General features: G+C 36.1%; 18 protein-coding genes. 17 read left to right on the top strand and 1 reads right to left on the bottom strand.

What is annotated here, in order from left to right; translation table 11 throughout:
* Positions 1-9: 9 nt before the first annotated feature.
* The 8 genes from GVN22_RS11435 to GVN22_RS11400 all read left to right on the top strand — a co-directional run bounded on the left by GVN22_RS11435 (position 10) and on the right by GVN22_RS11400 (position 11938).
* The gene (locus tag GVN22_RS11435) at positions 10-306 is read left to right on the top strand and encodes a DUF3817 domain-containing protein (RefSeq protein ID WP_166551160.1); all 297 of its coding nucleotides are present in this window, start codon (positions 10-12) and stop codon (positions 304-306) included.
* Positions 307-325: 19 nt separating this feature from the next.
* Positions 326-1510 carry a Pycsar system effector family protein gene (locus GVN22_RS11430; RefSeq protein ID WP_166551159.1) on the top strand — a complete coding sequence of 395 codons (1185 nt, stop codon included), beginning with the start codon at positions 326-328 and terminating at the stop codon, positions 1508-1510.
* Positions 1511-1666: 156 nt separating this feature from the next.
* Positions 1667-2401 (top strand): phosphatase PAP2 family protein, encoded by a 735-nt coding sequence (locus GVN22_RS11425; protein WP_166551158.1) that lies wholly within the window; start codon positions 1667-1669, stop codon positions 2399-2401.
* 87 nt (positions 2402-2488) lie between these two features.
* Positions 2489-6034, top strand: coding sequence for a BamA/TamA family outer membrane protein (locus GVN22_RS11420; protein ID WP_166551157.1), 3546 nt, complete (start codon positions 2489-2491; stop codon positions 6032-6034).
* Positions 6035-6454: 420 nt separating this feature from the next.
* Entirely contained in the window at positions 6455-8785 is a 2331-nt protein-coding gene (locus GVN22_RS11415; protein WP_166551156.1) for a GAF domain-containing protein, read from the top strand.
* A 207-nt stretch (positions 8786-8992) separates the two neighbouring features.
* Positions 8993-10255 carry a YaiO family outer membrane beta-barrel protein gene (locus GVN22_RS11410; protein ID WP_166551155.1) on the top strand — a complete coding sequence of 421 codons (1263 nt, stop codon included), beginning with the start codon at positions 8993-8995 and terminating at the stop codon, positions 10253-10255.
* Positions 10256-10260: 5 nt separating this feature from the next.
* On the top strand, positions 10261-11436 hold the full coding sequence (locus GVN22_RS11405) for a hypothetical protein (protein ID WP_166551154.1): 1176 nt from the start codon (positions 10261-10263) through the stop codon (positions 11434-11436).
* An 85-nt stretch (positions 11437-11521) separates the two neighbouring features.
* Positions 11522-11938: a helix-turn-helix domain-containing protein gene (locus GVN22_RS11400; RefSeq protein WP_166551153.1), complete on the top strand. Its 417-nt coding sequence runs from the start codon at positions 11522-11524 to the stop codon at positions 11936-11938.
* 65 nt (positions 11939-12003) lie between these two features.
* Here the strand turns inward: GVN22_RS11400 and GVN22_RS11395 are convergent, their stop codons facing one another.
* On the bottom strand, positions 12004-14049 hold the full coding sequence (locus GVN22_RS11395; RefSeq protein WP_205690866.1) for an LTA synthase family protein: 2046 nt from the start codon (positions 14047-14049) through the stop codon (positions 12004-12006).
* A 265-nt stretch (positions 14050-14314) separates the two neighbouring features.
* Here GVN22_RS11395 and GVN22_RS11390 point away from each other — a divergent pair, with 265 nt between their 5' ends.
* The 9 genes from GVN22_RS11390 to GVN22_RS11350 all read left to right on the top strand — a co-directional run bounded on the left by GVN22_RS11390 (position 14315) and on the right by GVN22_RS11350 (position 25518).
* Entirely contained in the window at positions 14315-14698 is a 384-nt protein-coding gene (locus tag GVN22_RS11390) for an Hpt domain-containing protein (protein ID WP_166551152.1), read from the top strand.
* A gap of 109 nt (positions 14699-14807) precedes the next feature.
* A complete protein-coding gene (locus tag GVN22_RS11385; protein WP_095168227.1) occupies positions 14808-15173 on the top strand; it encodes a response regulator transcription factor in 366 nt (121 codons plus the stop codon).
* A gap of 50 nt (positions 15174-15223) precedes the next feature.
* Complete coding sequence (locus GVN22_RS11380) at positions 15224-16315, top strand: HEAT repeat domain-containing protein (protein WP_166551151.1); 1092 nt, start codon at positions 15224-15226, stop codon at positions 16313-16315.
* 82 nt (positions 16316-16397) lie between these two features.
* Positions 16398-17750: a glycosyltransferase family 2 protein gene (locus tag GVN22_RS11375; RefSeq protein WP_240915614.1), complete on the top strand. Its 1353-nt coding sequence runs from the start codon at positions 16398-16400 to the stop codon at positions 17748-17750.
* A 120-nt stretch (positions 17751-17870) separates the two neighbouring features.
* Positions 17871-18581, top strand: coding sequence for a hypothetical protein (locus GVN22_RS11370; protein WP_166551149.1), 711 nt, complete (start codon positions 17871-17873; stop codon positions 18579-18581).
* Positions 18582-18935: 354 nt separating this feature from the next.
* Positions 18936-20642: a GAF domain-containing hybrid sensor histidine kinase/response regulator gene (locus tag GVN22_RS11365; RefSeq protein ID WP_166551148.1), complete on the top strand. Its 1707-nt coding sequence runs from the start codon at positions 18936-18938 to the stop codon at positions 20640-20642.
* A 330-nt stretch (positions 20643-20972) separates the two neighbouring features.
* A complete protein-coding gene (locus tag GVN22_RS11360; RefSeq protein ID WP_166551147.1) occupies positions 20973-22832 on the top strand; it encodes a PAS domain-containing protein in 1860 nt (619 codons plus the stop codon).
* A complete protein-coding gene (locus GVN22_RS11355) occupies positions 22832-23233 on the top strand; it encodes a response regulator (RefSeq protein ID WP_095168241.1) in 402 nt (133 codons plus the stop codon). Before GVN22_RS11360 ends, GVN22_RS11355 begins: the two co-directional genes overlap by 1 nt.
* Positions 23234-23352: 119 nt before the next feature.
* Positions 23353-25518 carry an FUSC family membrane protein gene (locus GVN22_RS11350; RefSeq protein ID WP_166551146.1) on the top strand — a complete coding sequence of 722 codons (2166 nt, stop codon included), beginning with the start codon at positions 23353-23355 and terminating at the stop codon, positions 25516-25518.
* The last annotated feature ends 81 nt before the right edge of the window (positions 25519-25599 follow it).

The raw sequence follows: 25599 nt of genomic DNA, 5'->3' as shown, positions 1-25599 counted from the left end.
AATTAAATTATGTCAGAAAAAACTTCCTTATCCGCTAATATCATCAGAGCGTTCCTTGTCATTGGAAAAATCGAAGGCTACAGCTATTTGTTTTTGTTATTTGTGGCAATGCCAGTCAAATACATTTTAGCTAAACGAGAACTCGTTACAATTGGAGGTATCATTCATGGAGTCCTGTTTGTTGCATTTGTGGCAACTATTTTAGCCATGATTATTCAAGTAGGAATGACCTTACGTAAAGCGATGTTGGCATTCTTATTATCTTTAATTCCTTTTGGGACTTTTTACTTGAAAAAAACACTGTAATCGTGTTGCAATTGCCTTTATGCATACCGAAAAACTCAACTTAGTACAACAATATGCCGAATCGGTGTTGTCACAACTACCGCCTCAGTTTTGTTACCACAATGCTCAACATACCGAAGCCGTAGTGGCAGCCACCAAAGAAATAGCCCAAGAAGAAGGTGTTAAAGATAAAGCACTCGAAAACCTCTTGATGGCGGCTTGGCTACACGATATTGGTTATTCTGTGAGTTTCGATGATCATGAGACACATAGTATTGCGCTTTCTCAGGAATTTCTTGCCAAAATCGAGTGTACAGAAAAGCAAATACAGAAAATTTCAACTTATATCGGAGCAACCCGAATGCCGCAAAGCCCACATTCACACAAGCAGATGATTTTGTGTGATGCAGATTTGTCGCATTTAGCTTCTGAAAATTTCTTAGAAAAAACCGAACATCTTCGTACCGAAATTTGCTTTACTAAAATGTCTTTGTCTGAGAAAGATTGGCTGAAGAAAACGCTAACTTTCATGGAAGAACATCACTATTTTACCGCTTATGGAAAGAAAGTTTTGGAGCCTCGAAAACAAAAAAATATAAGTCTCCTCAAGGATAAATTGGAAGAGTTGAAACAAGCTAAAAAAGAAAATAAAGAGAAAGAAAAGGAAAAGGAGGCAGAAGCAAAGGTAAGACGCCCTGATCGTGGCATCGAAACCATGTTTAGAACTACCTCTGCTAATCACTTCCAACTTTCTTCAATGGCTGATAATAAGGCAAACATCATGATTTCGGTCAACACGATTGTTATTTCTTTGATTGTCAGTATATTGATGAGAAAATTAGAGGAGAATACCTATCTGGTTATCCCTACTATCATGATTACTACGGTATGTTTGTTGGCTACGGTTTTTGCAGTATTAGCTACTATCCCTAACGTAACGAAAGGTAAATTTTCAAAAGAGGATATAGCCAACCGTAGTGCCAATTTGTTGTTTTTTGGTAATTTTCATGAAATGGAATTAGAAGATTATCAGGCTGGTATGAAAGAAATGATGAACGACTCGGAGTTTCTGTATGCCTCTATGACGCGTGATATTTACTTCCTTGGGAAGGTACTTGGTAAAAAGTATAAGTTGTTACGTATTGCTTACAACATTTTCATGTTTGGTTTTGTGGCTTCTATTCTCGCATTTGGGGTAGCTACCATGTTGCAGCAACATAAGTAACGTTCATTCCTTTGAGGTTAATTTTTTAATGCAAACAGTTCAAAGTTTGAATAGATTTAAAAACAATTGTGCGAATGGCTGATAAACTAAACACTCAATGCTCAGTATGATGTTTTCCAGCTTATTGACCTTGCCATTGACTAAAATTTCATTTCTATGTTCAAAAAATCCTTTAGGCTGGTGTTTATCAGCTTTCTTTTTTTACCAAAAATTACTTGCGCTCAAAAGCAAACTTCTGATAGTTCAAAACCCTTAATTACTGCTAAAGAAATGATTGCACCAGGTATCCTGATTGGTACGGGAATGGTGTTTATTAATAATAGTACCAAAGCTGAACAAAAAGAATGGCATACCAAATATCTATCTAGTTTCAGAACTCATGCCGACGATTACTTGCAGTTTACACCCCAAGCTGCTGCCATGGGTTTGAGTTTAGTGGGTGTCAAAGGCAAAAATACTTTTGTCGATAAAGGAGGAATCATTGTTTTAGGCACAGGTATTATGTTAGGGACTGTTTTTGGATTAAAAAAGATAACCAATACAACTCGTCCTGATGATTCGAGTAATGATTCGTTTCCTTCGGGGCATACCGCTAATGCTTTTTTTGGAGCAACGGTTTTGGCCACCGAATATGGCGACCAAAGTGTTTGGTACACGATTGGGGGTTATACCGTCGCTACTGCTACGGGTACTTTTCGGATGTTAAACAATCGTCACTGGTTGTCTGATGTATTGGTTGGTGCAGGTATTGGAATTCTTTCTGCCAAGGCTTCGTATATTATTTACCCTTGGATCAAAAAACAAATTGCTCCAAAGTTACCTTCCAACGTATCGTTTGTTCCAGTGTATAATGGCTATGCTGTTACTGGAAATCTCACGATTGGATTTTGATTTACGCACACTACTGCTTGATAATTTCTTATGATGAAAACTCGTTTTTTTTGCATACTTCTCTTCCTATCTTATTCAACTCAACTTTTGGCGCAGAATACTGCACCTAAAGTTGAATTTTCTTTGTTTCTTATCGGTGATGCAGGCGAACCCGACACGCATGGTAAAGATGCTGTTTTGAATACACTTTCAGAAAAATTAAAATTGAAAGGGAAAAATAGCTCTGTGGTCTTTTTAGGGGATAATATTTACCCCAAAGGCATGGTCGATGAAGAACATCCTGACAGAAAAGATGCTGAAGACCGTCTGAAAGCACAATTAGATGTAATTAAATCTCATACAGGAACGGGTTATATTATTCCTGGAAATCATGATTGGGAACAAGGGGGGAAAAATGGATGGACAGAGATTATTGCTCAAGAAAAATTTGTCACAGAATATCTCCAAAATCCAGCCGTTTTTTTCCCAAAAGGTGGTTGCCCAACACCTCAAGAAATACCACTTTCTGACAATCAGACCCTAGTTTTGTTGGATACGCAATGGTATTTGCATCCTTGGAAAAAACCTGATGAAAATTCTGATTGTGAAGTAAAAACCCTTACAGGTCTGTTGACAGCCTTAGACGATATTTTGTATCGTAACAGACATAAAAAGGTAGTAGTGGCAGGTCATCATCCCATGTATTCTTATAGTTTGCATGGCGGATATTACCCTTTCAAATCTCATATTTTACCTTTCAACGAGCTAGGACTCAATATTCCTTTGCCGATTTTAGGTTCTATTTATCCTTTGTACCGTTCTTGGATTGGCAATATTCAGGATATTCCTAATCCTGTGTACAAAGAGATGCGAACAGGAATGGTACGTATCATGTCACAATATCCCAACGTAGTTTATGCCAACGGACACGAACATACGCTTCAGTTAATCGAAAAAGATTCTCTTTACTATATTACTTCTGGTGCTGGCTCTAAAACGACGCCTGTCAAAAAAGGGAAAGATTCTTATTTTGCTGCTGCTACCAAAGGATTTGCACAATTAGACTGGCTATCAGATGGTACCTCCAAAATTTATTTCTGGGATGCCAACGGTCAGCTTCTTTATGAAAAAGTTTTAGAGTTCAAGAAAAAGCCATATCAAGAATTAGTTGTACAATCGAACCAACAAACCATTCCTAATCCTAAATTTAAAGCTAATAAATTTAAAGAATGGCTTTTAGGAAAAAACTATCGTAGTATTTGGACTAGTCCTGTACAAGCGCCTGTGTTGGATTTGACACATGAAAAAGGAGGATTAAAAGTCATTCAACGTGGGGGAGGACAACAGACCTTATCGCTCCGATATGCAGGTAAGGATGAAAATCAGTATGTAACTCGCTCAGTGGAGAAATATCCAGAAAGTGCTGTCCCTGAGGCAATTCGTAGCAAATTTACCGTTGATATAGTTGGTGACCAAATTTCAGCATCACACCCATTTGCAGCCCTAACGATTCCTTCCTTGGCTGAAGCTGCTGGAGTCTTGCATACCAATCCACGCTTGGTTAGATTACCTAACGATACTATTCTTGGTCCATATCAACGACTTTTTGCAGGACAATTAGCCTTGTTTGAAGAGCGACCAGATGAGGGTTTTGCAGGTGCAAAAAAGACCTATTCGACCCTAAAACTTTTTGATAAATTAGACCAAGACAATAAAAATGTCATAGACCAAAAAGCCTTACTTCGAGCTAGATTATTAGATATGCTCATTGGAGACTGGGATCGTCATGATGACCAATGGCGATGGGCTGCTTTTGATGAAGGAAAACATACAGTTTATAAGGCTATTCCACGCGACCGTGACCAAGCTTTTTTTGTAAGTCAAGGAGTTTTACCAAAGATTGTATCTCGCAAATGGATACTGCCTAAAGTACAAGGGTTTGATTATAAAATTCGAGATGTAAATACGTTCAACTTCAATGCAAGATACGTTGATAGAGCATTTTTAACGCAATTATCCCAACAAGATTGGCAAGAAACAGCTAGCTTATTACAAAAAAGTATTTCAGATTCATTGATTGATGAATCTATTAAAAAGTTACCCAATAATGACCCATTTACCTCTGAGATAGCAGCTAAGCTTAAGCAACGCAAAAAGGATTTATTGGCTTATGCTTCAGAGTACTATAAATTTTTAGCGAAAGAAGTAGATGTTGTGGCTTCGGACAAAGACGAAATTATCGACATCGAGCGCCTCGCCGACGGCAATACGAGTGTAAAGCTATTTGACCAAACTAAAAAGGGAAAACAAGGAACACTATTGTATCAAAGAGTTTTTGACCCAAAAGATACCAAAGAAATTCGTATCTGGGGAATGGACGGAGAAGACGTATTTCATGTGTACGGAAAATCAAATAAAGGTATCAAAGTAAGGTTGATTGGAGGAAAAGGGAAAGATACCTTTATCGATAGTTCAGCAGTTGAAAAAGGTGCACGCAAAACGCTGATTTATGACAAAAAGAAGAACACAACAATTCAGGCAGGAGAAGAAACCGTTAATCATACCACCGAAAACGATAAGCATATCAATGATTTAGACAGATTTGCCTTTGTGTATGATAGATTAGCTCCATTAGGTTCGCTGGCTTATAACCCAGACGATGGTTTATTTCTTGGTGGTGGAGTGCAATATACCCAGCAAGGTTTTAGAAAATCGCCTTTCCGAATGCAACATAGTTTGTCAGGAAATTATGCCTTCTCAACCAATGCCTTCAATCTTTACTATGTAGGAAAAGCCGTTGATGTGATAGGTAAAGCAGATTTAGAAGTAAAAATAACTTTACAGCAAGATGGGCTGACAGACAACTTTTTTGGTCTAAGTAACGAGTCTCAATACATCCAATCCAAGGGCATAGAATATTACAGGGTAAAACTAAGTAATCTTGAAAACTCAGTGCTTTTGAGTAATAATTGGGGACCCTTGAAACTATATTATGGACTTGTATTTAATGGCTATAATGTAAAAGAAAATGCTAAACGATATATTGCTGAATACGCTCCCAAAGGATCACCAGTGTATGATGAACAGGATTTTTATGGTGTACGTACAGGCTTTACTGTCGATACTCGCAATAATCCTGTTATGACCACTCGTGGTTTGAAATGGAATACAGAGGCAACTTTTCAGAAAGCATTTGAGCATAATTATAAAGACGATTACTTAAATGTCAAAACTGATTTGGCATTTTATCATACCTTCAAACTTCCGGCTGTTTTATCCTTTGCTACTCGTGTTGGTGGCGGAATCAACTTGTTAGATTATGAGTTTTATCAGGCTAATACTTTGGGAGGGTTGAGTAACCTCAGAGGTTTTCGCCGTTCACGTTTTTCAGGAAGAAGCTCATTTTATCATAATTTAGAAGCACGTTTGAAGTTGCTCTCTTTCAAATCGTACCTTTTCCCTGCGCATCTTGGCGTGTTGGCGTTTAATGACCTTGGCAGAGTATGGAATCCAGATGAAACATCTCAAAAATGGCATCATGGATACGGTGGTGGTATTTGGCTTTCGCCATTCCAAATGGCAGTGCTAACGTTGACTTATGGACGTTCTTCAGAAGATGAAGTGATTAGTTTTAAGCTTGGTTTTTTCTTCTAACAATATTTTTTATAATCATTACAAGATAATTACAAGAAATAAACTTTTTTGGAGTTAACATTTGTTTCATTCTTACGAAACCCACTTAAGTGTGATAGAGGATTGGTGGCGGCTTATAGTTTGATAAAATAACTAAATTTTACAGCAAGCTGCTCTATTCATTTATACACAGATCTCGAAACCATTTCAATCAAAATAAAAGCCTATTTCTTTTCGCCAGTGAAAGACAGGATCTCTATTTTATGAATGATTGTTATAAAAAGATAGTATTACATTTTCTATTGTTTTATAATAGTAAAATGTTGATTACCTTAGAGTTATATCACGCCAAGGATATCTATTTTGTGATTTAGGAGAGTAGTTTAGTGGGGGTAGAATTAATTAATCGCAGCAAGGAATGCCGTAGAGGCAACAACAACAATGAACACGCTAGTACCAGAATGTGAATTAGACTTATTAACTGTCGAGGAGTTTGTATCGACCAAGCTTTCTTTTCGCCCGTTTTTTCGACTCTTAAAAGAATATGCCCAATCCTCAGAGGGGATTCTCAAGAGGATTTACGAAGAGGTCTTGAACCAATTAGAGCAATATCCTGAACTTCAAGAGCCCATCTATGATACTCAGATTCTTCAGAAATATCCAGAGGTTTTAAGCCTACTCAAAACCGTTATTTTTCCATTGCTTTCTGAAAATGATAAGGAGATTTTTGCGCTTAGCTATCCTGTTCATATTCGCTTTTTTTACTATTCAGAGGCATTTGAAGATATTTTTATTGATAAAGATTCAGGTAAAATTTTAGTTAAAGAATCAGAGCATATCCAGAAAATCAATAGTACCAAATTGCATCATGCATACAAATGGATTTTGGGAAAATACTATGGTATTAAGGTGGATATGAATGAAGAAGTACCGTATTCTTTTTTCAATAAAAAAACGGGATTGCTAACACATTACCTTATCAAGCCTGACAAACGCTTTTTGGATGTCAACTACATCGGAACAGAGCCTTTGCCAAAACTTGAGGGTGGCTTGGTGTGTGATGGGAAAAATGAAATTATAGATTTAGAGACCCTTCAACGATTATTACCGCTCAACCAATTCGAATTTGAAGGATTTGGTTTAATTACGGTTAAAGACATAACTGCCGAGACTTGTCTTCATGAAATGAAGAATATCGTTCTCAGAATGCCTTCAGAAAAAGAAGAAGTTAGTTATAGCGCCTTGAGCGAAACCATCAAAGTACTATTGGGAACTGCTAATGTCCAAGTAAATCTCATTCCATACTTGCGGCTAAATGATACCTATGTGAATGCTCATGAGTATCATCGTGGTACGATGTTTATTACGCCCCCAGTTTCAAGTATTTATTATGAAGAATTTCAAAAAGCTTATGACAAATTTTTACAATATCCACATGTAGTTTTTATTCCTAATTTGCTCAATGAAGAGACAAGTATCGCTGGCTATTTAATTGAGCAGGGATTCAAAAGCTATTTGATGTATCCGATTCAGTCTCAAGACCGTATGCTTGGAGTTTTGGAGATTGCCTCTGCGAGTGTTTCTGAATTATCGCATGAATCACTCAATAAAATCAATAGTGTATTACCAATTTTGGAACAAGCTTTAGACTATCACATCAAGAATTTTGATGATAAAATAGAACGATTGATAAAGCAAAAATTTACCTCTTTACAACCTTCTGTAGAGTGGAAGTTTAACGAAGTCGCATGGGAATATCTCAAAAATAGAGCTACCACCAAACAGCCTATGGGCAATGTGGTTTTTGAAAAAGTATATCCACTATATGGCGCTATTGACATTCGTAACTCTTCTATTGAACGAAATAAAGCCTTACAACAAGACTTTATGGAGCAGCTTTTACTGATTCAGGAGACCTTGGAGGTATTACGAAATGAATTTGTTTTACCCTTATTGGATGAATTGAATTTCAAAAATGACGGTTTTATTCAAAAAATTTCTGAAGGAATTTTACCTGATGAAGAAATGAATATCAACTTTTATTTTGAAGAAGAAATACAACCCATATTCAAACATTTGCAAGGAGAAAAAGGCAAAGCGAGCGAAGCCATTGCAGCATATTTTGCTAAGACTGAGCCCTTCCATCAGCATATTTTTACACATCGAAATGCCTTTGAGGATAGCCTGACCAAAATCAATGCAACGATTAATAATTTTTTGGAAGAAGAAAGAGAAATCTTGCAAGAAGCTTATCCAAACTATTTCGAAAAGTATAAAACGGATGGTGTCGAATACAATATCTATATCGGACAAAGTATAGCTCCAAATAAACCGTTTAATCCACTGTATTTGAAAAACTTACGATTGTGGCAATTGATTTCAATGGCTAAAATTGTGAAAATGACTGAAGATTTGATCCCACAGTTGCCTGTGCCTTTGCATACTACGCAACTGATTTTGATTCACAGTAATCCGATTGATATTAGTTTCAGAAAAGACGAACGTCGTTTTGATACGGAAGGAGCTTATAACCTACGATACGAGATTATGAAAAAGCGTATCGACAAAGCTCTAATAAAAAACACTGGCGAACGATTGACACAGCCTGGCAAGATAGCCATGGTGTATGCCAACCATAAAGACGCTGAAGAATATGTAAGTTATATCACATATCTTCAAAGTAAAAATATTCTTTCTGGTAAGGTCGAACACCTCGAATTAGAAGAGATGCAAGGTGTCTACGGTCTCAAAGCGCTGAGAGTAGAAGTTTAGGTAAGATTTTGGCAATATGTTTGATATATGCTAGGAAGCCCGTAATTTTATTTTCCTGAACGTTAAAAAATCATGATAATAGCATAAAATTTGCTAGAGTATTAAGAGTCCATTTTCTCGCAATATTTCTGATATTTTAATGTTTATGATTGGGTTTCCTAGCATACCTAGTTTTTGAACTATTGCCCAATTTCAAAACTTACTTTTATGAAATTACTCTCAAAGTATCTTTTATTATTTCTTACTTTATCGAGTCTTTGTTTTCAAAGTTACTCGCAAGCTCCCACACTTGACTCCGACGAGCTTTTCAAATTGGCTCGAACCGCTGCATTTGAACAAAAAAATTACCCCCTTGCCGTATCGTACTGCCAACAGGCACTCAAAAAAAGCCCTGATTACCAAGACATAAGAGTGTTTTTGGGAAGGATATACATTTGGACAGACAAGACTGATAGTGCCCGTGCCGAACTAGGACAAGTACTTTCTGTTAATCCAAAAAATAAAGAAGCGCTTAGTTCCATGATTGATTTAGAATATTGGAACGACCATCCTCAAGAGGCGCTCAGTATTTGCGAAACAACCCTAGGTTATTATCCAAACGATACCGAGATATTACTGAAAAAAGCAAAAGCCTTGAAAGATTTGAAAAAATTTGATGAGGGGCTTTCAATTGTTAATGGAGTTATCAAACGCGAACCTCAGAATACCGAAGCTCGTACTTTGGCAGCGCGTATGCAAGATAATTCGAGGCAAGTGTTTGCGACTTTGTCCTATGATTTTTTCTATTTTGATAAAAATTACAATTCTTCCTTACACGAACAACCTTGGCATTTGACTAGTATTTCTGTTAGCAGAGGCTCACAAGTAGGTTCGTTTATAGGTCGCGTTACTCATGCCAAAAGATTCGGTGACGATGGCGTCCAGTTTGAGGTAGATGGCTATCCTCGCATTAGCAAAACCTTTTACACTTATGTCAATTTTGGTTACTCGCCTAGTTTGCCTGTTTTTCCAACTTTTAGAAATGGGTTTTCACTGTACGCTAATCTACCCAAAAGCTTTGAAGGAGAAATTGGGTATCGCTACTTAAAGTTTTCTGACGAAACGTGGATTTACACTGGGTCACTTGGTAAGTACATCGGTAATTATTGGTTCAATTTGCGAGCGTTTTTAGTGCCGAGCAATAGCGATATTTCACAGAGCTATACCTTTACAACTCGATATTATTTTGGGGGCTCATTTGATTTCTTATCTTTTGGAATAGGAACAGGTATTTCGCCTGACGAGAGTCGTAATGTATTGTTAGAGGGAGGAAGAAAGCTCAATACTTTCAAAATAAATCTTGGCTACAGTAAAGTAATTAAGGAAAAAACAACGCTAGCGCTTAGCGCATCTTGGTTCAATGAGGATTTGAGTCAAAGAGTCAACGGTAATCAATATGATATTGGTATTAGCATTCGCAGAAAGCTTTAGGTAAAATGAAGAAATTTTCTTGGATTAAATTAGTATTACTTGTTATTATTAGCGCACCGCTTTGGATGTGGTTGGCTTGGTGTTTTACTCCCAAAAGAAAAATGGTGGTAGCCACCGTTGATAAAACTGTTCTTACGCCCGACGGACAAGAACATATTTCTTTGATTTGGATGCTAAAACATAAGCGGTTCACCAAAACTAGCACCAAATTGTATCAAATTAGTGATTACTTTGGCTTTTTTCCGAAAGACGACCAAAAGTATCAGGTAAAAGGCTTGGAACGTTTTTCGAGTTCGCAGCTAGAGCAGCTTAGCAAAGATTCTGATGTAGCATTTTTTACCGATACTTACGGTATTTATCGTCAGGAATGGTTTGCTGGAAAAAGTCAAACCGAGCGTTCTGGAATTTTGTATGGAGGGATGTCTGAACAAGATTTGACTTTGCTCAAAAATATGAAGCAACAGAAAAAGCTTGTCATGATGGAATTCAATGATATTAATTCACCTACAGCGCCATATCTTCGTGAAGAGTTTGAAAATGACTTTGGTGTTCAATGGACAGGTTGGATAGGCCGATATTTTGACTCTCTTGACACAACAGTAAATGTTGAGTTACCAAAATGGTTGGTTCGCAACTATATCAAGCAAAGAGGTTCATGGCCATTTAAAAAATCAGGTGTTGCATTTGTTTCAGAAAAAGACCAAGTAGTGGTATTAGAAAACGAAACGCATCTGACCAACGAAGTGCCTTTTATGGTAAGTACCAACGAAGGTCAGGAGGTATATGGGTTACCAGAAAGCATCAAGTATCCATATTGGTTTGATGTATTGAAGAATAATCCTAAAATGAATAAAGTAATGGCTTATCACCAAGTATATGCCAATTCGCAAGGGACAAAAGAACTACAGCGCTACGGGATTCCATCAAAATTTCCTGCGGTAATTATTCATAAAGGAGACGACTATCATTTCAGCTATTTTGCTGGAGATTTTAGTGATAATCCTATCGGAATGTTCTCTACCTACTTTAAGTGGATTGAGTATATTGCGCCTTGGTTTGTACAAGATGAGTCGGTTTCAGAACGTAAGGGCTTCTTTTGGGAGGTATATCAACCACTCACAAGCAAGATTTTAGAGGATTACTATAAAGAAAAGGTGCAATCAAAGGTGGAAATTAGGTAACGGTTTGGAAATCTAGCAAAAAATCAGTAAAGTTATCCTTTGAAAAAATGAGGTGTACCTAAATCACGCTAGATTTACGAGTAAAATGCAAAAAAGAGAAGCACTTAAACTTTCTGAATCGGAAAAAAAGCTTTTACAAGAAACTTCGATGTATCATCCGAAGCCAGAGGTTCGTATGCGTTGTCAGGGGCTTTTGCTGAACGATTTTGGAATGAACCAAAAGAATGTAGCAAAGTTCATGAATATTAGTGAAAATACATTTGTGAATTGGAAAAAAGCATGGTTATCGGAAGGACTCAATGGTTTGATTAGAAAAGAAGGCCAAGGTCGAAAACAAATCATATCACTTGATAATCCTCAGCATTTGGAGGTAATAGAAGAAGCCCTCAAAGACGAATCAATTAATTTGAGAGCCCTACAAAAAAAGCTTTTACAAGAATTAGACATTTCCGTGAGTATCGATACGGTAAAAAGGCTTGTTAAAAATCGATTGAGCAAATAGGAAAAAATCCTAAATAGAAGAGGTTCTAAAACGAATGTGTTTTAGAACCTCTTTTGTTTAATCACTTATTTGAGTCGAACAGAATCAGGTAATAACTTAGTCCCTTTCTGAATTTTCTCGTTTTTCTGTTTGAAAATATCAAAATTAGCCTTCACCGCCGACTGTGCGTCTTTCTCTGGACTTAGGGTCATCGACATATTTGGTCCTATTTGATACAAGTCTGTCCCGTTCAACACGTAATCTCCATAAATGAAATCAATCATTTGTGCTTTTGTCATCATCAATGGATAAGAGTGTACGTTTCTGAACTGTCTGACGGTATCAATACCTGTACCAATCCAATTGGTAACCAGTGGTTTTGCTACACCATAGTTTTTGTTCATAAAGGCTGCAATAGTAGGCGCTATGTCGAAGTGTGTCGAAATAGATTCAAATTTCACAGGACGCTTTACTAACGGAGAGTAAATAATCAAAGGCACATGGAAACGGTCAATTTTAGTTGCCATCGGAATTTCTGGCATACGGTGGTCTCCAGTAATGACAAAAATGGTGTTAGCAAAATCTTTACGTTTTTTATATTTCTCAAAAAACTCGCGAATAGCTTCGTCGGTATAAATTACTGTCGAAAGCATTTGTGTGTAATCTTTGGCATTTTGTTGCTGTGACGCACTCATTCTAGCCTTAGGGCTTTGGCTATATTGTAATAGTTTTTGGGTATAAACACTCTGATTATTAATTAAAAATGGACTGTGAGTTGAAACCGTCAGGATAACCTGAAAACTAGGTTTGCTAGTCTCATTGGCATTTACATCAAAGTATCGTTTAAACAAACTTTTGTCATCATAACCCCAAGTAAATGAACCTGTTTTGGGAAGTTTTAGATATCCAGAACCTGTAAAAGTGGGCTCATCATTGACTTGATCAATACCTTCTTTTTGCAAAAACAACTTCATGTTATCGAACTTGCTATCGCCACCATAATAAAATGCGGTATGATAACCTGCACGTTTCATAATGCCAATTAATGAATTATTAACGGGCATATTATTGCCTAAATCATTGAATCCACTTTTTCCAAAAGGTAGCGAGCCTAAAATAGAAGGTAATACAGCAAATGTACGTCCCCCTTCACTCAAGAAATTATTCCAATATAGACTTTTCTGCGATAAAGAATCCACAAAGGGGGTGTAGTTACCCAGATAAGCGCCTTCGCCCGTAAAAGCTCTACCGAGTCCTTCCACTAATAGAAATACGATATTAGGTTTTTGAGGAGATTTATTGAAGAAATTACCTAATACATCCTGCGTAGAATCTATTCTTAAGAAAGGGTAATTGTTTTCATCCAAATAATTTACTTTCAAAATCTCGTTATTGCCACCAAGTAAAGCACCGCCAATGCCCAAGTAACTATCGGCATAGATATCTACTTCGTCGTCGGTAGCAACAAAATAATCATAAGACGAATTAGAGAAATAGAGAGACTTGTTATAAGTGAGATAGTTATCAAATTCATTACTAAATTGATGACTTGGTATTTGTAGTTCTACATCAAAATAATAAACAACGAAGGCAAGTCCCCAAATCGTTAAAGGAATAACTATGCGATGTATCGGAGCTTTTTGCGTCAATGTACGGAAAAGTAAAAATTGCAATCCAATGATTACAATCATTCCAATCATTCCGAGTACAGGAACACCTGCTGCTCCGACGGTTTGTTTGATATCGTCGATTGAATAACTATATAAATCCGCACCGAGTGGTACTAAGGCTGTCAAAAAATATTGCATTAATGATAAATGCAATAATGTCAAGGCTGAAATAATGACCCAAATGACAATTTTAGCAATCTTAGAAGACAGAAACAGTAGAGCTTGATGAAGCAGCCCTAAAAAGACAATAGATTTTGAAAAATAGATAAGGTCATACAACGAACCTCTTGCCCATAAAAAAATGAGTGAATCGCTAATATTTTGAGTTGTACTGCCATAAATCAACTCAACAAGACGAATAATAAGAATGGTTAGAAACCAGCCAAGGGCCATGTTTCCAAACTGATTTAACCCAGACTTTTGAAGGTCAAAAAAGGTACTTTTTTCTGGTGATTCGCTCATGCTTAATTATAATTCTATCAAAAAAAATGAAATCTAAATTTTATGCTACAAATAAAATACCGAAATTCGAGTAAAACCTATTTGGAACGATTTTTGCGTTGATAATTTTAATTCTTCGTTAATTACACTAGTCAAATATAGGTTTTTTGATTTTCTTTGTAAAATAACTGAAGGTGCCGTTCGATTTGATATAGTATAAAAGTAGCGCTCCGCCAATTTTAGCGTTTAACTTTTAAGATTGTTTTATTTGTGAAGTTTGATAATAATGAGCTTAGAATCCTTTCCTTTTCATCCTAGTTTCGACAAAGAATATATTGCAGAGTTATTTGATAACGAGGCTTCATATTTTCTTGAAATAGTGGAGTACTTTTTTAACAACATACCTGCCGAAATGTCTGATTTGAATCATACTTTTGCAAGTGGTGACAAAATGGGTTTTGCCAAAAAATTGCATAAGATGAGTTCAATGTTAGGGTGTGTAGGTCAAGTTGAGTTTAGTAAACAATGTAAAGAAGTCGAAAAATCCTTTCTACAAACCCAAGAATTTATTGTCCCTCAAGAAAAGATGATTGAGGATCTTCAAGAGATTTTGCTTCATATTCAAAACGATTACGAAAAGCTCAAAAAGCTTTCAGAAGAAGCTATCTAAATGAAGTAATAATCGAATAAAACTATTATTCGGTAACAATTAAAATAAATATTAACCCTAGTTTCACAATACTTAGGGGGTATTGTACTAGACCCAATTTTGATCAATCATGAAAATTCTTATTGCCGAAGATGAATCACTGTTGTTAAAATTACTTGTTGATAAATTTAATAGAGAAAGCTTTGAAGTGACAGGGTGTCAAAATGGCTTGGACGCTATTGATTTATACGACGAGGTTCAACCTGATATTGTCATTACTGATTTACAAATGCCGTTTTCGGGAGGATATGAGCTTATTTTTCATATCCGTAAAACCCGCGACGCTCAAACTCCAATTATTGTACTTTCAAGTACGAATGTAGAAGATAAAATCGTTTCTTCTCTGGAACTTGGCGCCAATGATTTCGTTGAAAAACCGTTTCGTTTCAACGAGCTAATCATTCGTGTTAAAAGACTACTCGGAACCTCCGTTTAGGGATTCCATTGGAGGTTTGATGATATTTATTGCCCTTTCTCTCAAAATTTATGAATAATATACCCACTCATATTCAACGACTTATATTTATTATATTAGTCATTGCTGCAATCTTGTTGGTTGTAGATTCGGTGATTATAATAAGTATACTGAGTGAAAAAATAAGTGCCAAAAGAAGCGCAAAACGAAGAGCAGAAATCCGAGAAAAAATTCAGCAATATATCACAGCTTGGCTCATGGAAGAAGACTTGAATATTCAAGAATTTATGAGCAAAGAAATTGCAAACTACTTTTCTAATATTCAGCTAAAGTTTAAATTGTTTAGAGAAATTCTCTACGAAGAAATATTCAACGCCAACAAAGTTCTCCTGGGCGACGATCAAAAAAAAATAAAAGAGCTGTACACCTTTTTTGGTTTCGAGCAAAAAATCAAAAAGGAATTCTTCAGGTACAAATGGTATAAACTAGTCAACGCAACGAATGACCTTTTGGCGATTAAGGCGTTAGAAAATTCGGCTATGTTTACCGAATTATTAGATCATCCGAATCAATTTGTACGTTTGGTGGCCATTAAGGCCGAAATATCAATGGGTGGCGATCAAGTGGATATTCTGTCTGAAATACATTTTCCTCTTTCAGATTGGGAAATGTATGAAATCATCAGTTTTTTGAAAAGAAGCCAATTTAAACAAATCCCTAACTTAAGCAAACTGATTAACCATGAATCAGTTACACTTAAAATATTAGGATTGAAACTTGCTAATATTTTTCAAGAGCTTGATTTGGAGATGGATACTAAATCATTTGTGGTACATCCCAATCCAAAAGTAAGAACTGCTATTATCGAATACCTCGCAGAGTGTGGTGGCAACGAGTATTTGAATGATCTAAAAAGAAGGTTTGCTTCTGAAGAAGAACCTGTAAAAATTGCCATTTTAAAATACGTAGCCTTACACGGAACCGACGATGATGTTCCATTTATATTCAACAAATTGAAAGATGCGTATCCAGCTATTCGGGTGAAAGCTGCCGAAACGCTTCAAAACATGAATTCGAATAGTATGTCATTTTTATCTTATCTTGAATCAAATGGGGATAAATCTGATCAAAAATTGGCGATTCATGTGCTAAATAAATTTTAAACGGATGCTAACATTCTTCTCTTACTTTATACAATTTGGTTTGTTTTTGTACTGTATGATGATTTTTACATCTTACATACTCATGAGCGTTAGGTCATGGAAAGTACTGAAGCACCATAAACAAGCAAACCTCAATATCGATTTTAATGCTTTTCGTCAAAATCCGTACCTACCTTCTATTTCTGTTGTAGCACCTGCGTATAATGAAGGGGTCACCATTGTTGAGAACATTCGCTCCTTATTATCACTTGGTTACAATAATTTAACATTGATTATTGTAAACGATGGGAGTAAAGACGATACGCTTGAAAAAGCCATCAAGTTTTATGATTTAGAAAAGGTAGATTACTATTTCGAATATCGTTTGCCTTGCAACGAAATCAAAGCTATTTATAAATCCAGAAATAAAGCTTTCAAAAAACTTATCGTCGTTGATAAAGCTAATGGTGGTAAAGCCGATGCCCTTAATGCGGGCATAAATGTTTCGTACTCAGATTATTTTGCTTGTGTCGACGTGGATTGTTTGTTGGAAGAAAATGCCTTTGAACACTTAATTTATCCAGTTATTAATAGCCATAAAGAAGTTGTTGCAGTAGGAGGAATTGTTTGGCTCAATAACGATGCAGAGGTATATCATGGTCACATGGTGAAGCTACAAATTCCTAATAAATTTCTGCCAAGAATTCAACTAATAGAATATTTCAGAGCCTTCTTGTTAGGACGTACCGCATGGGGATCTATCAATGGACTTCTGTTAATTTCGGGTGCATTTGGTATTTTTCATCGAGAAAGGGTTATTGAGGCTGGTGGCTATAATAAGAAAACAGTTGGTGAAGACATGGAGTTGGTTATTCGATTACACAAACTCATGCTCAATAAAAAAATACCTTATGAAGTAGCATACGTACCCACCCCACTTTGTTGGACGGAAGCTCCTGTAACAAAGACCATTTTGTCACGCCAGCGTAATAGGTGGGCACGTGGCACAGCCGAGTGTTTGATGCTTCATAGAGATATGATTGGACGAAAAAAATATGGTATTATTGGTTTGCTTAGCTTCCCATATTGGTTGATTGCAGAATGGTTTGGGCCGTTTATCGAAGCATTCGGTCTGATTTTTACGTTGGTAATGATTCTGTTGGGCTATATCAATATATACTTTTTTATAGCTATGCTTGGCTTGGTTTTCTCAATGTCTCTATTCTTTTCAATATTGGCAATTCAGGCTCAGGAAACCTTTTTTAATCGTTACTCTGAGCCAAAAGAAATAGGACGACTTTTTGTCACTGCTATTTTAGAGCCTTTTATTTATCACCCACTCACGGTATATTGGGCTATAAAAGGTAACTATGATTTGTTTTTCAAGAAAACACACTCTTGGGGCGAAATGACCCGTACTGGTTATGCCCCAGCTACTGCTCCTAAAAAACCGTAACAAGAAATAATCTATTATCAAGGGGTTGAATATGGCTTTATAAGCTATTATTCAACCCCTTATCTTTTATATTTTTGATGCGATTTTATAAATTTGCAGAAGAAGAAAATACCTTAACCCATGAAAACATACCAAGAAGAATTAGAAGAACAAAAAAACAAGCAAGCAGCCTTTTGGTGGACGCTTGCTGTTGGCGCTATTCTTTTTTATACTTCCATCAAGTTACCTATTTGGAATGAAGCTACGAAAATAGTGACACAAGAACCAATCAGAATCTCCTTTGCTACGAATGAATTAAAAGAAGCTCCCTTCAAAAATATAATTGAACATAACAAAAAAATAAAAGAAGCATCGGGTCCTGCAGCCCCAAACAGGGAGAATCGTAATGCATCAGGAGCAGAAACATCCTATGCTAAACCAAGTCCTTATAAAGCTCCTAAAGCAAAATTGCCAAGCTCTACATCTGACAAATATGGCTATAGCCCAGAACCTAAAGCTTTTATGCCTGATTATGGCGCCTCAAAAGGAAAAGGTCTCGAATATGGACTAGATCGCTTTTATTTGGCTCAAAAACCTTTGTTGACAGACAAGTCTAGCGAAGTTGGTAAAATTGTCTTTAAAATAACTGTTGATAATGAAGGACAGATTTTGAGTATTAGAGTACAATCTACAACCTTAACTGAAGCTACTACCAATATTTACAAAGAAGATATTAAGTATGGGGCTGTATTTCGACCACATCACCTCAAAGGAACAACAATTGCAGCGACATCTTCAGGGCTATTGACAGTCCACGTCAATGTAAGAGGAAATACTCAGTTTGTTTTATGATACTCATAAAATATATTCATCAACTAACTATAGTTTTATTTGTTTAAATAAAATACGTATTTTTACCACTCTGTATATGTGTCTTTAGTGACTTCTACACGTATCAAGTGAGTATCCTATAGTAAATTAATTTGTATTGTGCTCATATTACCCTTGTGATGGCACTTCTATAAAACTATAAATCTGCAAGCCCTAAGTAGTAAGTTTCGTCTATTGCCAGTAGCGAAACGCCGTAAATTTCTGAATACCAGATAGCCATAACCTATTCCGAGTGGGTTGGGCAATAGGGGTCTTTGTTCACATACAAAGATATTGTTGGGTACATTACCTCAATTATTACGTAACAAACTACTTATGAAAAAACCACTCTTACCAAGTAACGAATCGGAGCGATTGGATGCGCTAAAGAGTTATCATATTCTCGATACTTCACCCGAGAGAGATTATGACTCTATCACTCAAATTGCTCAAGAGATTTGTCAAACTCCGATAAGCCTTATCAGCTTGATTGATAAGGATAGACAGTGGTTTAAGTCAGCTAAAGGAATCGATATGGCAGAGACACCCAGAGATCTTTCTTTTTGTGGACACACTATTTTGAATCCATACGAACCTTTTATTATTGAAAACACATTGGAAGATGATAGGTTTTATGATAATCCTTTTGTCATAAATGACCCTGGTATACAATTTTATGCAGGCATTCCGCTAGTAACCTCCAAAGGATATGCGTTAGGTACGCTCTGTGTAATTGATAACAAGCCCCGCTCGCTAGCCGATGATCAAATTGACGCCTTAAAAGCCCTAGCAAATCAAGTAACGAATCAATTTGAGCTTCGGAAAAAAACAATTCAGTTAGAAAAAATCAAAGAAGATTTAGAAATAAAAAACCAAGAGTTAGAGCAAGCGAAACTTCATTTGGAAGAAGCATTAAAGGCAAAATCGGTGTTTCTTTCGATGATGAGTCATGAAATTAGAACTCCTTTGCACTCAATTCTTGGCAATATTCATTTGCTTTTGGAAGAACAGCCTCGCAAAGAACAAGAAGCTCCATTAAAGGTGTTGAAGTTTACGGGGGAAACTCTTTTATCAATTATTAACGATATTTTAGATTACAGTAAACTTGAAGCACAAAAAGTACAAATTGAGCAAATTCCTTTTAACCTTGTTGATTTGCTTAATAATATTGTAGAAATAAATTGGCATCGTTCTAAGGAAAAAGGCAATACACTACAAATAGATTTGGATACCGATATTCCTGCATTTTTGGAGGGAGACCCTACTCGTTTGGTTCAAGTAATTAACAATTTGGTATCGAATGCGGTAAAATTTACCAAGAATGGAAAAATTATTTTAAAAGCTAGCATTGCGAACAAAACTCAATCGCATGTTGAGGTCAAATTTGAGGTTATTGATAATGGCATCGGAATTTCTGCAGAATCTTTGCCTAAAATATTTGATGAATTTGCACAGGCTTCCATTATCACCACACGTCAATTTGGTGGTACTGGACTTGGACTGGCTATTATCAAAAAGATTTTGTTATTATTCAATAGTGAAATAAACGTTGATAGTAGGCTTAATGAGGGCTCTAACTTTTACTTTACCGTTAATTTTAAAATTGCAGAAAATCAAAATTATTCTGTAAAAGAATTGACTGATTTTGATTTTAAAGGATATCATATCTTGGCAGTAGATGACAATGAAATCAACTTAAAAATCATTGCAAGAAATCTATTGAAAAAAGGTATTCAGGTTGATACTTGTGCTTCTCCATACGAAGCTTTGAAGTTGGTAAGTTCAGATAAATGCTACGATTTAGCGATTATAGATTTACAAATGCCAGAATTGAACGGATTTGAATTGACCAAAGAAATCCGCAAAATAGATAGCAACTTGACCATCATTGCAAGCTCAGCTGACAATAATGCGGAAACTATCAAAGAAGCTTTCGCTGTAGGCATGAACGATTATCTGTTGAAGCCACATACCGCAGATGAGTTATATTTGTTGCTGGCCAAACATCTTAGATATCAAAGTGACCATATAATCAATACATAGTTGTATCTTTGCTAAAGTTGATATATTTAACGAAATTCGTAATCTGTTTTACGAATTTCGTTAGCTTCTACAATTTAAATCTGATTTTCTTCTAGTAAACACCATTCAGATATATAGCCAGTAAAAGATTTTTTACTTTATGCTATATGCCAATTTTAAGACAAACTGTCTACCCGTAACGCTATTATAGTCACTGATTCAGCGACTTATCAATAAAAATATGCTTCATTTTACTGTATTTCAATCATATAGTAAATCCTTTCCACTACTGATAAAATCCCTGAAAGGACCACAATTGAATTTTTGATTTGAGTAAAACCACACTGTGTTATGAAAACGATCCGAGAGCCTTGGAATCGGGAAGGATATTACGATATTCCTAACTTTTGGGCATGGGATTTGACGAGCAATACGTTTTCTATTTCAGATAATGTGAATGCGATTTTATCACTGCCTTCCCAAACAATTAATAATTTGGATACATTGAAGCGCCATCTGTTTTCATTGGATACAAAATGGCTAGATTTCAATGTAGTAAAGGAATTAACAAAAGATGAAAACTATTTTGAGCAAAAAATAAGGCTGTATAACGCTGATGGAAATTTTCAGTTTTTTCAAATAAATGGATATGTTGAATTGCGGGACGAGTACGACTATGCTATATTGCTGAAAGGAACGTTTACGCACATTTCCTATTTGATAGAACACCCTGAAAAGTTGCCAGCCCCTCCCGTTCACAAAACAGAGTTTGAACTCATCATCAATGGCATAGAAGCTGGTATATGGGATTGGGATTTGCAGTATGATACAGTTTGGTGGTCGAGCAAATTTTATGAGTTATTGGGCTATGAGGCTGGAGAGATTAACACTTCATTCAACGCTTTTTTCAATACACTTTTGCATCAAGATGATAAGGCGAAAGTCGAGCAACTCATTGGGGAACATCTTTATCAAAAGAAGCCCTACAAAACTGAAATTCGCCTGCTTTGTCGCTCTGGAGAATATAAATGGTTTCAAACGTCAGGGCAAGCTATGTGGAATAAGGAGGGAAAGCCTATCAAAATGGCAGGGTCCATCATTGATATTACGGAGACTGTTAATTACAAAAGTTCTTTATTGAAGAATGAATTTCTGTTGAATGAATCATCCAAATTAGCACGAATTGGTGCTTGGGAGGTTGATCTCAAAACACAGAAAGTGTATTGGTCAGAAAGTACAAAAGCTATCCATGAATTTCCTTCAAATTTAGAAACTCCTAGTTTGGCTGAGGCATTCTTGTATTACCCGGAAGCCTCTAGAGCTATGGTCGCGAAGGCATTTGACGAAACTATTGCCTTAGGAAAAGCTTTCGATGTAAGTTGTGAGTTTTTGACATATTTGCAAAATAAAATTTGGGTAAGGGTCATAGGTAGCCCACTATTCGATACTCAAGGTATCATTATCGGCGTTCGTGGAGTAATCAAGAATATCGATGAAGAAAAACAAAAAGAACTTTTTTTACAAGATTCTTTAAAAATCATTCATGAACAAAATAAGAAATTGGTAAATTTTGCCCATATTGTATCACATAATCTAAGGTCACATACTGGCAACTTAGAAATGGTAAGTAATTTCATTGAAGAATGTGATACCGAGTATGAGCAAAAGCTCTTGTTAGACAATGTTAAGCAAATTTCTAAGCAGCTCAGCGAAACTATTTCACAACTCAATGAAGTATTAGTAACACAATCACAAGTTCAACAACCGAAAGTTAGGATTTGCTTTGATGAGATGCTGACAAAAGTCAAAAGTCAGATTCAAAGCGAGCTAGTTCTCAGTAGCGCACGTATCAAAAGCAACTTTACAAGCTGTAAAAGTGTCTACTATATACCAGCCTATTTGGAAAGCATTCTGACAAATCTTCTTTCCAATGCAATTCAATTTCGGAAACCCGAAGTGTGTCCAGAGATTACTCTTTCTTCTTGGATTGAAAATAATAAAATCATATTGCAAATAGAGGATAACGGTGTAGGTATTGACCTTGAGAAATACAAGTACAAGCTTTTTGGTATGCATCATACTTTTCATAAGCACACCAGTGGAAAAGGTTTTGGGTTATTTTTAATCAAAAACCAACTGGATTTGATGGGAAGTAAAATAGAAGTCGAAAGTCAAGAAAATATTGGTACAACATTTAAGATTACATTTTAATGAAGCCTGTAGAAACTATTTGTGTCATAGATGACGACAACATCTATGGATTTTGGGTAAAGAAATTATTGGTCTCCAAAAACTTTTGTAAAAGCTTGAGCATTTTCGAAAATGGCTTGGCAGGTTTCAACTATTTCAATGAATTAGTCGTGGGAGAGGGTGTGATTCCTGATTTGATATTACTGGATATTAATATGCCAGTGATGGATGGATGGGAGTTTTTGGAAGAGTTTTCCAAAATCAAAAATAAATTTGAGAAAGAGATTCCAATATATGTCGTTAGTTCGTCCATCAATCCCGCCGATATAGAACGAGCCAAAGGGTTTGAAGAAGTGAGCGGATTTATCACAAAGCCCTTAACGTTCGACAATTTGAAACAAATCAAGTTATTCCAAGATTAAATAAAGAAAAGGGTATTTTGTAGCGAAATACCCTTTTTCTTTGAAAATAGTTCTATATTCAAAAAAACTAAACCTACCATTGAATCTAGTATAAATAAGCAATCTTAATCTTGAATGATATGCTCAATAGTGCACAAAGACCTACCAACGAAATCAAGCATTTCGTCTTAAGCTCCTATTTTGGAGACGGACTTCGTATCACCTTTGGGGTTCTGTTTCCAAGTCTTTTCATGCTCGAGTTTGATAAAATCAATATCGGCATGACGATTTCTTTGGGAGCCTTATGTGCCAGCGTCGTGGATTCGCCTGGTCCTATTGTGCATCGACGCAATGCTATGCTTACTACCACAGGAATAGTTTCGTTGGTGGCTTTACTAGTAGGATTTGCCAATCTGTCTATCCCGATTCTGGGATTAATGATTACAGGATTTAGCTTTTTATTCTCTATGTTTTATGTCTATGGGCTTCGTGCAGCTGCCATTGGTACGGCAGCGCTATTGGTCATGACATTGAGTATTGGAGATATTCGCCCGCTTCATGAAATCATGATGCACCCTGTTTATATCCTAATAGGGGGACTTTGGTATACAGCACTTAGTTTGTCATTGTACAGAATAATGCCCTATCGCATTGCACAGCAATCGTTAGGAGATTCTATTGTGGAAGTAGCCAAGTTCATGAAAATTAAAGCAGCTTTTTATCGTGAAGGAGTTGATTATGATGAAAATTATAAAAAGCTTATTGAAACACAAATCAGTGTGAATGAAAAGCAAGATGCTACTCGAGAAATGCTTTTCAAAACACGTGAGATCGTTCGAGAGTCGACACAAGAGGGACGTTTTTTGGTGGTAGTTTTTGTGGATATTATTGATTTGTTTGAGCAAATTATGTCCACTTTTTATAATTACCAGCATCTTCATAAACAGTTTGATAGTGTTGGCATTCTCAAAAAGTATGAGGATATTCTGACACTTTTAGCAGATGAATTAGAAAAGATTGGGTATGACCTCAAAATGGGCACAACCCCGCATCTTTCACCAATTATTCCTAGAAAACTTCAAGAACTACACCTTGCCGTTCTTGATTTGGAGGAACATGCCGAAGAACATGGATTTACAGCACTAAGTATTGGTGCATTGAAAAATATCGAAGTCAACATCAAGAATATCTTTGCGAGATTAAAGAAAATTGTAGGAAATTTTAAAAATAGAAAGAAAAAGACGCTTAATTCTAGTGATTTAGCAACCGACCAATTTATTTCTCATCAAGAATTTGAACCCAAAATTTTCAGAGAAAACCTTACGTTTGATTCCGAAATATTCAGGCACTCTTTACGAGTTGCGCTTGTAATGCTGGTTGGCTTTATCATTGCACAGTCATTTGAGTTTTTGCATAGCAATTGGATTTTGCTCACGATTATGGTAATCATGAAGCCTGCATTTAGTCTAACTAAAGAGCGAAATTATCATCGTTTAATCGGTACAATCGTAGGGGCTATTTTTGGCTTATTAATTCTTTCGTATCAGCATAACAAAAATGTGTTATTTGCCATTTTGTTGCTTTGCATGCTTGGAGCGTATAGTTTTCAACGAAAAAACTATGTGGTAAGTGTCTTGTTTATGACTCCATTTATACTCATTCTTTATAATTTCTTAGGAATGGGGAATATTTCTATTCTTGAAGAAAGAGTCATGGATACCTTTATTGGCGGTGGCATATCCTTTATTGCAAGCTATTTTCTATTTCCGGCTTGGGAAAAGGAAAAACTCCAAAAGGTATTAGTCGAAATGCTAGAAGCTAATTTAGAATATTTTAGGCAGGTAAGAGGTTTATATCTGGGTAATGAGTTTCATTATTTGCCTTACAAATTGGCGCGTAAAGATGTATATGTAAAAACTGCCAACTTGGCATCGGCATTTCAGCGAATGTTTTCTGAACCTAAAAGCAAGCAAACAAGTATTAAGGAAGTTCATAAATTTTCGGTCTTAAATCACCTATTTGCTTCTTATACTGCTACTTTGGGACTTTATGTAAAAGAGCATTTTGACCAAATTCCAGATTTTCATAATCTACAAATGGTAGGGGATAACACCGAAAAAATATTAGCCCTAGGGATAAAAACGCTTCAGGGCGAAGAGGTTGATTTAGCAGAGGTACAATTAATACAGCTCAAAAATCCCGTTCGTGACGATGAAGAAACGGTATTGCTGATTCCTGAACAATATATCAATCTTCAAAAAGCAGCCCTAGATATTTTGAAGATTACCACAAAAATTAAATTGTAGAGTCGTAACGGCATAGATTTTGTAAAACGTACTGCGTAAATATGTTTGACGACCTATTGCTTATTGAAATTTGATTGGTGT

The sequence above is a fragment of the Cellulophaga sp. BC115SP genome, from assembly GCF_009905545.1.
GTDB lineage: Bacteria > Bacteroidota > Bacteroidia > Cytophagales > Spirosomataceae > Flectobacillus > Flectobacillus rivi.
Note: the sequence above shows the minus strand (reverse complement) of the source record. Positions and strands in the feature narration are given on the sequence as shown.

Coding starts and splice junctions, on each gene's coding strand:
- GVN22_RS11350 (WP_166551146.1), top strand. CDS start 23,353: ATGCTCAATAGTGCACAAAGACCTACCAACGAAATCAAGCATTTCGTC.
- GVN22_RS11365 (WP_166551148.1), top strand. CDS start 18,936: ATGAAAAAACCACTCTTACCAAGTAACGAATCGGAGCGATTGGATGCG.
- GVN22_RS11405 (WP_166551154.1), top strand. CDS start 10,261: ATGAAGAAATTTTCTTGGATTAAATTAGTATTACTTGTTATTATTAGC.
- GVN22_RS11390 (WP_166551152.1), top strand. CDS start 14,315: ATGAGCTTAGAATCCTTTCCTTTTCATCCTAGTTTCGACAAAGAATAT.
- GVN22_RS11425 (WP_166551158.1), top strand. CDS start 1,667: ATGTTCAAAAAATCCTTTAGGCTGGTGTTTATCAGCTTTCTTTTTTTA.
- GVN22_RS11430 (WP_166551159.1), top strand. CDS start 326: ATGCATACCGAAAAACTCAACTTAGTACAACAATATGCCGAATCGGTG.
- GVN22_RS11385 (WP_095168227.1), top strand. CDS start 14,808: ATGAAAATTCTTATTGCCGAAGATGAATCACTGTTGTTAAAATTACTT.
- GVN22_RS11360 (WP_166551147.1), top strand. CDS start 20,973: ATGAAAACGATCCGAGAGCCTTGGAATCGGGAAGGATATTACGATATT.
- GVN22_RS11395 (WP_205690866.1), bottom strand. CDS start 14,049: ATGAGCGAATCACCAGAAAAAAGTACCTTTTTTGACCTTCAAAAGTCT.
- GVN22_RS11375 (WP_240915614.1), top strand. CDS start 16,398: ATGAGCGTTAGGTCATGGAAAGTACTGAAGCACCATAAACAAGCAAAC.
- GVN22_RS11355 (WP_095168241.1), top strand. CDS start 22,832: ATGAAGCCTGTAGAAACTATTTGTGTCATAGATGACGACAACATCTAT.
- GVN22_RS11380 (WP_166551151.1), top strand. CDS start 15,224: ATGAATAATATACCCACTCATATTCAACGACTTATATTTATTATATTA.
- GVN22_RS11400 (WP_166551153.1), top strand. CDS start 11,522: ATGCAAAAAAGAGAAGCACTTAAACTTTCTGAATCGGAAAAAAAGCTT.
- GVN22_RS11410 (WP_166551155.1), top strand. CDS start 8,993: ATGAAATTACTCTCAAAGTATCTTTTATTATTTCTTACTTTATCGAGT.
- GVN22_RS11370 (WP_166551149.1), top strand. CDS start 17,871: ATGAAAACATACCAAGAAGAATTAGAAGAACAAAAAAACAAGCAAGCA.
- GVN22_RS11415 (WP_166551156.1), top strand. CDS start 6,455: ATGAACACGCTAGTACCAGAATGTGAATTAGACTTATTAACTGTCGAG.
- GVN22_RS11435 (WP_166551160.1), top strand. CDS start 10: ATGTCAGAAAAAACTTCCTTATCCGCTAATATCATCAGAGCGTTCCTT.